General features: G+C 43.5%; 7 protein-coding genes. 6 read left to right on the top strand and 1 reads right to left on the bottom strand.

Going from position 1 to position 10,427, the window contains the following annotated elements:
- A partial coding sequence (locus E1163_RS06810; protein ID WP_155170688.1) for a T9SS type B sorting domain-containing protein occupies positions 1-4,395 on the bottom strand: 4,395 nt, incomplete at its 3' end.
- Positions 4,396-4,608: 213 nt separating this feature from the next.
- Between E1163_RS06810 and E1163_RS06805 the strand changes: the two genes are divergently transcribed.
- The 6 genes from E1163_RS06805 to E1163_RS06780 all read left to right on the top strand — a co-directional run.
- Positions 4,609-5,655 carry a PorP/SprF family type IX secretion system membrane protein gene (locus tag E1163_RS06805; RefSeq protein WP_155170687.1) on the top strand — a complete coding sequence of 349 codons (1,047 nt, stop codon included), beginning with the start codon at positions 4,609-4,611 and terminating at the stop codon, positions 5,653-5,655.
- A gap of 12 nt (positions 5,656-5,667) precedes the next feature.
- Complete coding sequence (locus E1163_RS06800; protein WP_155170686.1) at positions 5,668-6,018, top strand: translation initiation factor; 351 nt, start codon at positions 5,668-5,670, stop codon at positions 6,016-6,018.
- 134 nt (positions 6,019-6,152) lie between these two features.
- A complete protein-coding gene (locus tag E1163_RS06795) occupies positions 6,153-7,400 on the top strand; it encodes a hypothetical protein (protein WP_155170685.1) in 1,248 nt (415 codons plus the stop codon).
- Positions 7,401-7,430: 30 nt separating this feature from the next.
- Positions 7,431-8,447, top strand: a complete 1,017-nt coding sequence (locus E1163_RS06790; RefSeq protein ID WP_155170684.1) for a sensor histidine kinase — start codon at positions 7,431-7,433, stop codon at positions 8,445-8,447.
- A gap of 23 nt (positions 8,448-8,470) precedes the next feature.
- Positions 8,471-9,226 carry a LytR/AlgR family response regulator transcription factor gene (locus tag E1163_RS06785; protein ID WP_155170683.1) on the top strand — a complete coding sequence of 252 codons (756 nt, stop codon included), beginning with the start codon at positions 8,471-8,473 and terminating at the stop codon, positions 9,224-9,226.
- Between the two features lie 169 nt (positions 9,227-9,395).
- On the top strand, positions 9,396-10,427 hold a 1,032-nt coding region (locus E1163_RS06780; RefSeq protein WP_155170682.1), incomplete at its 3' end, for a hypothetical protein.

Below are 10,427 nucleotides of genomic sequence, written 5' to 3'. Positions count from 1 at the left end.
TACACCACCGCGCATTTCCTGCAAATCATCCCTGCCTTCAATTACACTTTTAAACTCAACACGATAAGCGTACGTGCCTCCTGTCAAAGGTCTGCTCGGATCATTGTCATAACCACCATTCCATTCGAAATTCAGGTCTGATGACTGGAAGACCATCTCCCCCCAGCGATTGAAAATAAAGATCTGGAAATCGTCAGGAGAAACTAATACCGGGAATACCAGGAAGTTGTCGTTTCGACCATCCCCATTAGGTGTAAAGGCATTAGGGGCGTTTATCCTTGCCTTGCAGTCCTCTACTACATTAAACTCGGCCTCGGTCACACAACCGAAGGCGTTGGTCATGCGGACATTGACAACACCTGTTACAAATACCTGTATGCTGTCTGCGAAGATGTTATATCCGTTCCCGTTTTGTAGCGGATTACCGTCTTCATCGAAGTACTCTACGCTGGAGAAACCAGGGGTAGGGATAGTAACAAAAGTATTGGATACCAAAGGATCCTCGGGACAAATGGCATATCGTGAGTCAAAAGGAATAGGGTCAGAGTTAGCAAATGAAACGGTTAAAACCTGCTGGATGTCGCAGGTATTGGTGCCATCACCAAAGGCCGTTACGGTATAAGTGCCGGGTTCGGTAACAAGTATAATGCTATCACCTTCAATTTCCATTACGGGGTTAGTTACTACGAGTTGATTACTTGAAGTTTCATACGGTACCCGCGCAACAGCTTCGTCACATACGGCAAATTCCGTGGGAAGATCCAGATCAATGGGTGGAGGAGGAGTAGCCGATACGCTGGCCGTAGTCAAACATCCTCCGGCATCTCTTATTTCCAGGTAATACTCACCGGTAGATATAAATTGGAATGGTATATCCGCCTCGGTACCTGTGGCTACCTGTATGTTTGAACCCTGGGTGAGTAATCTCCAGTTGTAGGAAGCTGGTGCTGCTGATGTAGGAGAGAAGGTAATGTTTAACTCTCCTTCTGCGTTGCTACACTTGGTGTTTACCTGTAGGTCATCGGGAGTGTAAGGTGTTGGGTCATTGAGAGAAATCGTTCTGGTATCACTACAGCCTGTAGTCAAAAAGTTGGCTGTTACGGTATAAAAACCGGCCGACAAACCATCAATATTAAAAGTGCCTGGGGCTGTTATCGTAGTATCTGAATAAGAAATCGGCCCGTTAACAGAATAGCTGATGTCTCCTGATGAAGCAAAACTTACGGATATCACACCATCATTACCTCCGCAAATAGAAGGTCTGCTCACAACCGCAAGATCAAAATCAGGCAGTGGATTAACTACGAAGGTTTGCGGTGTCATATTGGTATTGCTGAAACCGGAACATTCGGGATCTATTGTGACGGTTGCCACATAAGTTCCTGGTTCATCCAGTACAAATGTGAAATCCGGGTTATCCTGATCCAAAACTATTGTCCCTCTCACAATGGTGTTCAGGTCATTTTGGTTGTAAATATTGAGATAGTAACTCTCAAGGTTTTGAGCATTGAGAATGCTTACTGTCAGAGATTCCCCGGAACAACCACTCATTACCTGCATGCTGGCCCCATTTGCGGGTGAACCAATGTTTTGAATGAAATTGGGTAGTCCTAGCCGGCTGGTAGTACCCGCAGACAGCCCAAACCCATTTATGACAGGTACCTGGCCTATGCTTAGGCTGGGGTTTGTGATTGTAGCCAGCGAGCCTTGTCCGTCTTGAGCAATGTATAAAGTGCCGTCAGGCCCTGCCTGTAAAGCTCCCAGCAATAAGTTTGATCCCGATACGTAGCGAACTGAATCCCTGATATAACTAGGGTCTGTAGTATTTGAAGTCGTCGTTGTAGAGTCGATAGGCCACCAGTAAATATGGCTTTCGGATGCTCCTTGTAGAGTGGCAAAAAGATTTCTGCCATCAGGGCTAAAGCCAACACCGTAGACCTGTCCGCTTACACTTGCAGGGGCAGTGACATTATTAACACCTGCGCTTATAGGGGCAGGATTGTTAAAGTCGAGCTGAATAATTTCATTAATAACACCTGTGCTGTCTACAAAATCAAATAGCTCAATGTAGTTTTCATTGGCAGACTCTGACAGGGCAACGGCCAGTACATCTCCAGGCCCTAAGATCATGTAGCCTTCGCTTTCCCGGTCAGTATCGTGGGAGGATCCTACACTGGAAATTATTGGATTGCCAATACCATCTCCATCAATTGGGAAAGCCTTGAAGTTGTTGTTCCCAAAATCATGCGCAATCAGCCAACCGTCGTTTCCTGTTATTCTTTCGGTTACACCTGAGCAAATGGTTGTAGTCAGGTTACCATTTGCAGTCCTGACCAGGGCACCTTTTGTGCCATTGCTTTCATCTTTCAGGTCAAATACAGTGTACTTTAAATCATAAGTCCCTGTTCCGTAGACCTCTTCAGTTGTAAAGATGTAAAACAATGTTTCATCCCCCGGAAATGGTATAATCAAAACGGACTGAGTAGCAGTTTGATCACCGCCGAGCTTATCTGCCGGAGTGGCTCCGGTAAGCTGATTGCCTTCACCATCAAATACATCTACTCCATCCGAATACACAAGAGGCTGGCCATTACGGTCGCAATAAATAGCACAACCTTCCGGGGCCTGCATTTGATTTCCTCCGTTATAAATGCTGGCATTACCAAATGGGATTGGAGCGACCGGGTCATCAGGTAGTGGGTTAAAGTCAATTCCTGCATTGCTGCCAAAGTACCAGACGTTAGCGCGCTGTTCATCTTCACCATAGGTATTTACAGTAACACCTGCATGTGTGGAGCAACCTGAAGCATCCGTGGCTATTACATAATAGTAGCCGGATGAATCAGGCGTTAATGTGTTACCTGTATCGCCATTTGACCAGATTACACTGGTAGGGGTGCCACTAATCTGAGCAACTACACTGGCGGTGCCGTTTGATCCGTATGGCGGAGGAAAATCCTCACGGCAAAAAGTAGTATCTGATTGTACGGTTATCTGAATGTCAAAAGCAGTGATTGTCACTGGTTTTGTTACAGAAACAGAATCACCGTTTAAAAATGCAGTAAGGGTAACATCAAAAGTGCTGTCCGTAGCATAGGTGTGTGAAGGGCCTAATTGCAGGGAAGAGCTTCCATCACCCAAATCCCAGCGAACACTGTCAGAGCCAGGGACTATAGTAGGGTAAAACAAAGTCGGCGCATTTTGGCAGGTGCCTGAAAAAGAGAAGTCAGCACTTAGGTCCGGATTGAGCTGCGGAAGAAAAGCCGGGAATTGCCTGCCTCCGAAGTCTGTTGAACCTAATGGTACTGGAGCATAAAGTACCTGAGTGAATATGGTATCAGGTTCGTTGATCCTGCCCAGTTGCAGGGCGCCTCCTGCCGTCTCGTATAAGTGATATATAGCACTGTCAGGGGCCATTTGAATGCCGTAGCTCCTTACCATGCCGCTTGTTGAAACAGGACGAGGTATTAATGTTGCCTGCGTCATGTCAACCTGCATCAGTGAATCTGCACCGGTTTCAAAATTGCCCGACAGATATAAGAAATCACCATTATTTGACCATTCCGTATCATAAATGTTTTCTGTACCTAATGTACTTGCGTTGGTGCCGGGGATATTTGTGACCAGGGTCAAAGTACCGGTCGCCTGATCGATAGATAATATTTCCACCGTTTGAGTCGGGTCAGATGATGCAACAGCAAGTTGAGCAGTAGCCTGGTTGAGTGACAGGTTTACGGCATTGGTGATGGCACCTACTGCTTGTGTATTGATAGAAAATGCGCCTGTGGCATCGATCTCTACAACATCATAATTTGTTGTCCCGGTTTGGTGTGAGATCAGCCAGAAGCCATCTCTGGTGTCGTTCGGAACGATGATCATACCGGGAGACCTTGGGGTCGCCGGAAGTCCGGTGTTTGAAGGCAAACCTACGAGGTCACCTTCGGCAGGAGCGGGAAATCCTGGAGGGCCGCTGTATTGTGTTAAGTCGAATACAGTGAACTCCAGCAGTCCGGTTCCATTATTAATAGTGAAAATATAGAATTGGTCACGATTACCTGGGTTTTGGGCAATGGCTACGCCCTGATTAAAAGTAGTATTGCCGCCCAGGGTAGTGGCTAAAACCCTGTCCATGCCATCATAAACAAAGTTGCCGTCTGTAGTGAAAATAACTTCACCTGTAACAGGGTCGGAGGCTACCGCGCTGCGGCCTGTGCCCAAGGCAAAAGGCGTGTTGATATTTTGAGGTTGAAGTAGGGGGCGTACGAACCGTATGCCTTCCGAGTTGTTTCCAAAATACCAGTTAAGCCCGGAGTAATTTTGGGAAAAAGCCTGAAAAATGCTACCAACCGTCAAAAAAATGAGTAGACAAACTCTGCGACCATGAAAATAAGGCATTTCTATCTATATTAGTTCAAAATTAATAACTGAGAAAAGTAAGCTCTGATTGCATCGAATAGTGTATTTGTTTACAGTATTCGATACTAATTTATACAAATAACTACAAATTGCCGTTATGCTATAACGCTAACTTTCTTTATTTTTGGTTCTTGTAAATATTTTTAGTTTAATTTCCTACTTTGCTGATTAAAGCAAAAATCGGACATCTCCATGGGAAGACCTTTAATACTTTTTTGTCTATTGATGCTGGCTGCTCCGGCAGTGGTAACTGCTCAGGACCCACAATTCTCTCAATTCTATGCTGCACCGCTATATTTAAACCCTGCTTTTGCAGGAGCCATGCAACAGCCCAGGGTTGGTTTGAATTACCGTAATCAGTGGCCGGCTATAGAAGCCAATTTTGTTACCCTATCAGCTTACTTTGATACTTATATAGAAAGCAAGAACAGTGGGGTAGGCTTCCTGCTGATGCGTGATACCGAGGGACAGGCAGGGTTAAAATCGACCAGTGTCGGCTTGCAATATGCTTATCAGCTCTATATCACCAACTGGCTTACTTTCAGGCCTGGTTTTCAGGCGGCTTTTTACAATAGGAATGTCAATTTCAGTGACCTCACCTTTGGGGATCAGTTTGACCCCAATACAGGGGAAGTTATAAACCCAACGGGAGAGTCCTTCGGAAATCTGAGCAAAAACTTTCTTGATCTTTCTGCCGGGGGTGTGCTATACACTAAAAATGCTTGGCTAGGAGTGGCGGCCCACCACCTGAATAAGCCGGATCAGGCCTTCGAAGAAAGTGCGGACCCTAAAGAATTACCGACTAAGCTGTCTCTACATGGAGGTGTGAAGTTGCTCTTTAGCCCCGGTACCATGGGTAGTGGATTGTATGCGCGTCCACAGGAGAGAAGTTTAACACCAACATTTCAGTATAAGACACAAGGCGAATTTGACCAGCTTGACTTAGGGCTTTACTTAACCCTTGAGCCCCTGATCATTGGTACCTGGTACCGTGGTCTGCCATTTAAAAAACTTGAAGGCTTCAACAACAATGAATCCATTGTACTGCTTGTAGGGTTTACCAAAAAAGGTGGCAACGGGGAAGTATTTAACATCGGGTACAGTTATGATTATACCATATCTAAGTTAGGTTCCGGTAGTGGTGGGGCTCATGAGCTTTCCGTTTCCTATTCATGGTCAAGCCGCGATCCGCGCAAACCACCGAAGAATGTGATGCAAATCCCTTGTCCCGACTTTTAAAAACAGAATATAATGGCGAAAAAGAATAAGTGGAAAAACAGAGATGGTGTAGTATATTCTACCAATGACGACTTTGAGTACAGCTATGAAGGAGATGGTGAGGACGATACTTTGCCACCTGATGAGCAAAACCTGAGGGTCGAGCTGGATAAAAAAGCCCGTGGTGGTAAGCAGGTTACACTTATCTCTGGATTTATTGGTACCCAGGACGACCTGAAAGAGCTTGGTAAGCTTTTGAAGTCCAAGTGTGGTGTAGGAGGTTCTGCAAAAGATGGTGAAATATTAATTCAGGGAGATTTTCGTCAAAAAGCTTCGGATATTTTAAGAGGTGAAGGCTACAAGGTTAAACAGATCGGTGGTTAATCTTCTTTTTCCCGGTTGTGCTGATTCAGTCTGCTTATATCCCTTTCCGGTCGGCATATAACCTGCCAGAGTTCTTAAACCTTTTATCAGATCACCCCATATCCTTTCTTTGTAATATGATTAAAATGCAATATATGGGTTTGTGGAGAAGGCATGGAAAAGGTGTACAGCTTTTTCTGGGGGTGTTGATCGCATTGTTAATTGTTTTTTCTAAAAGCTATGCGCAGTCAGATGCGGGATTTATCTACGGTAAGGTTTATACTGTGAGCAATACCTATCAGGGGCAGATCAGGTGGGGCAAAGAAGAGGCTTTTTGGAATGATCTGTTTAATGGCGTAAAGCTTTATACAAATAACTACGGAGATATTCCTAAAAAAGAAAACAAAAATACCTCCTGGTATGACTTTGACTGGAGGCTTTCAAGTATCTGGGAAGATAAAAAGAGTTCTGTGTCACACCAGTTTGTTTGCCGCTTTGGAGATATTAAAACAATTGAAATTACAGGGCCGTCACGAGTCAACTTAATACTAAAGAATGGCGTGAAGCTGGAAGTTGGTGGTGAAGGGTATAATGATCTGGGCACTGATGTGCAGGTATTGGATCAGGAGTTGGGAGCTATAACCATTGGCTGGAACAGGCTCCTTAAAATTGAATTTGAACCTACACCCGATAAGCTTTCCTCGGCGATGGGCAATCCGCTGTATGGCACAATTGAAACGGTACGCAAAGGTAATTTCACCGGCTTTGTACAGTGGGACCACGACGAACGACTGAGTGTGGATAAGCTGGATGGCGATGCCAGGGACGGTAAGGTGTCGGTAAGTTTCTCTGCCATAAAGCAAATAGAGAAAAGCGGTAACGGCAGCAATGTGGTACTGAAGTCTGGCAATACATACTTTCTTACTAACTCCAATGATGTGAATTCCGGTAACAGGGGTATAATTGTTTCCATTGAAGGTACGGGGAAAATAGAAATTCCGTGGAAAGCTTTTAAACGAGTAGACTTTTCTGATGCGAGAAACAGTGGATTGCCTTATGAAAGCTACGTTATACCTCAGGGGCTTTCCGGAACCGTTCATTTATACGAAGGAGCCAGTGTTTCAGGGCAAATAATTTATGATATTGACGAATCGTGGGATGTGGAAATACTGGAAGGTATGGACGATGAGATCCAATATCATATCCCATTCAGGAACATCAGAAAGGTGACACCCAAGAATTATGACTATTCGCTGGTTGAGTTAAAAAACGGAACCTCACTGTTGCTGGGAGGTATGCGGGATGTATCTGATGAAAATGATGGTGTTCTGGTTTTGAAGCATGGAGAAAATGATCAGGAATTCGTTCAGTGGAAAAATATAACTGAAATTGTTTTCGAATAACCCGCAAATACAGTTTATCTTGCTTTGGTTTTGAATCGAAAAAATATACTCATAGGAGGGATCAGCATGGTATTACTTACCGTGCTGATTTATTATTTATGGCAGTCGGATGTTGCTCCCGCAGTATACTTTACGGGAGGCTGGATTGCTGCTGTCCTAATACTTCTTTGGTCGGGCAATAGGTTTATCACTATTCAGTTTGATAAATATTTTCCCTGGTTGAGTTATGGCAATAAGAGATTTTTCACGCATCTTTTTCTGGGTATTCTTTATTCTCTAATTATTATTAATCTGGCTTATCTTACCTTTAAAGCCATATTTACGTCGGAGCCTCCCACGAATGAGCAACTTATTGTAATGAATGTCTATGGCATCATTATGTTCATTCCGGTGTTTTCAATTTACTTCAGCCTTCATTTTCTTCAGTATTGGAAAAAATCGGAACTGAATGCCGAAAAATTCAAGAAAGAAAATATCAGAACTCAACTGGAGGCCCTTAAAAATCATCTGGACCCGCACTTTTTGTTCAACAATCTGAATATTCTTTCCTCCCTGATTGACAAGGATAAGAACCTTTCCAAGGCCTTTCTGGACAATTTTGCGGAGGTATACAGGACTATTCTGCGATCAAAGGATGAAGACCTCATACCGCTGGATGAAGAGTTGAATTTTATTAAATCGTACATGGCACTGCTTAAAACCAGGTTTGAGGATATGATCATTTTTACAGAGGATATTGACCATAAGTTCAGCATGAAAATGGTGCCTCCTATGACATTACAAATGCTGGTGGAGAATGCAATCAAACATAATGTAATCAGCGAGAGGAAGCCGCTGCATATTTTGTTTAAAAATATTGAAGGTGAATACTTTAGCGTAAGCAACACGTTGAATAAAAGGCCTGAAGAGTTAATGGATAGCTCCCGAAGTGGTCTGGATAATATCAGAAGAAGGTATGCATATTTTACCCAACTGGATGTGAAGGTGATCAAAACTGATACCCATTTTGAGGTAAGGGTACCCCTGCTGGAGGTAGAAACTGTTTAAGGGTAGCTAAAATCAATATAGAGATGACTGTTTTAATTTTTGAAGACGAAACGCTGGCAGCAGACAAACTACATAGCCTGTTGGAGGATGTGGACAATAGCCTGAAAGTAGTGGGGGTTTTGAAATCCGTAGAGGATGCAGTGCTTTGGCTTAGGGAAAATGAGCACCCGGACCTGATTGTCAGTGACATCAGGTTGCTTGATGGTTTGAGTTTTGAAATATTCAGGCAGGTGCAGGTGGACAGACCTGTAATTTTCACAACAGCTTATGATCAATACGCTATTAAAGCATTCGAAACCAATAGTATCGATTATTTGCTTAAGCCGATCCAAAAAGAGAAGTTGGCAGCAAGTATTGATAAATTCAGGAGGGTGGCCGGTAAAGAGCAAACCCTCCATTATGATCAGGTCCTGAAGATGATTGAAAGTCGGGATAAGGAATATAAAATGCGTTTTATGATCAGGAATGGCAATAAAATACTGGCTGTTCCGGTTGAGAAAATTGCGTATTTCTACAGTCAGAATAAACTTACGTATATCGTTACTCATGACGATAAAAAATACCCCTATGACCAGCCTCTGGAGGCTATTGATCAACAACTCGATCCTAAAGTATTTTTCAGGGCCAATAGGAAGTATGTGGTTAAATTTGATGCTATCTGTGAGATTCATCCGTATTTCAAAGGCAGGATAAAGATCAACCTGAATCCCGAGGCTGAGGATGAGGTAGTGATTAGTTCGGAGAAGACTCCCGAATTCAAGCTTTGGCTTGACCAGTAGATAGTTAGTGCTTGCCAGATTGGTCCTGATATATCCCGATTGGGGGATATAATATACCGCCTCATCCCCTTCTCCTTTATATATAGTGTTTTGGTTGCGACATTTGAAAGTATAAGGTCAAAAACAACAAAGGTCAAATTACTTTCAAGGTCAAAACTCAAAATGTACTATGAAACAAATTTATTATTCACTGCTTACGCTAACTTTTTTTGCCTGTCTTGCTGTATCACCAGTGCATGCACAGGATTCTGGCTATATCTACGGTAAGATTACCACAATAGACGGAAAAACATTTGAAGGTCCGCTGCGATGGGGCAAGGAGGAAGTCTTTTGGACAGATCATTTTAACAGCGCCAAATCTGAAAACAATAATCTGCAATATCTTTCCAGAGATCAGCGTCATGAGCTGGAAGACAGGCACCGAAGTTTTGGTGAAGGTTTTGTTAACTGGCTGGCTAGTAGTATCAGCTATCAGGTAGATGAATACGACCACACGCATCAGTTCGTATGTCACTTTGGTGAAATTAGATCACTCAGGCCATTCAGTAGAAATAGGGTCGATGTGATACTGCAGAATGGTAAGAAGGTGGAAATTAAGGGAGAAGGATATAATGATATCGGAACTGATGTAAAGGTGATCGATGCGGAGTTAGGCGAGATATCGATTAGCTGGGGCAGGATTGAGGTGGTTGAATTCAATGAGGCTCCAGGAAAGCTACCGTCAAAATTTGGTGAGGCGCTTTTCGGTGTGGTGGAAACTTATGCAGGTACCTTCACCGGCTATATTCAATGGGACCATGACGAGCGGCTTACTACTGATAAACTGGATGGTGATACTGAAGATGGAGACTTGTCTATTGAGTTTGGAAACATTTCATCCATAGAGCGGGAAGGCTATAATAGCAGCCGTGTGATCCTAAAATCAGGTCGGGATATGGACTTAAGAGGCAGTAATGATGTGAACTCCGAGAACCGTGGTATCATTGTTACTACTGAAAAACTGGGGCGTGTTGATATCCCCTGGAAGGAGTTTAAAAAGGTTGAATTCATAAATAAACCGTCGTTCTCCCTGAAAAAATATACTGATTTCAAAAATCAAAACCAGTTAGAAGGTTCGGTGGTGACTACCGATGGTGAAACCCTAAAAGGAAGGATAGTCTATGACCTTGATGAAGAGTACAATTACGAGATGCTCCAGGGA

The sequence above is a fragment of the Fulvivirga kasyanovii genome (assembly GCF_009711405.1).
Taxonomy (GTDB): Bacteria; Bacteroidota; Bacteroidia; order Cytophagales; family Cyclobacteriaceae; genus Fulvivirga; species Fulvivirga kasyanovii.
This window is presented reverse-complemented; position numbering and strand designations above follow the sequence as displayed.

What these genes read in the sequence shown, in the direction of transcription:
- E1163_RS06800 (WP_155170686.1), top strand. Translation starts at nt 5,668, where the DNA reads ATGGCGAAAAAGAATAAGTGGAAAAACAGAGATGGTGTAGTATATTCT.
- E1163_RS06785 (WP_155170683.1), top strand. Translation starts at nt 8,471, where the DNA reads ATGACTGTTTTAATTTTTGAAGACGAAACGCTGGCAGCAGACAAACTA.
- E1163_RS06805 (WP_155170687.1), top strand. Translation starts at nt 4,609, where the DNA reads ATGGGAAGACCTTTAATACTTTTTTGTCTATTGATGCTGGCTGCTCCG.
- E1163_RS06795 (WP_155170685.1), top strand. Translation starts at nt 6,153, where the DNA reads ATGGGTTTGTGGAGAAGGCATGGAAAAGGTGTACAGCTTTTTCTGGGG.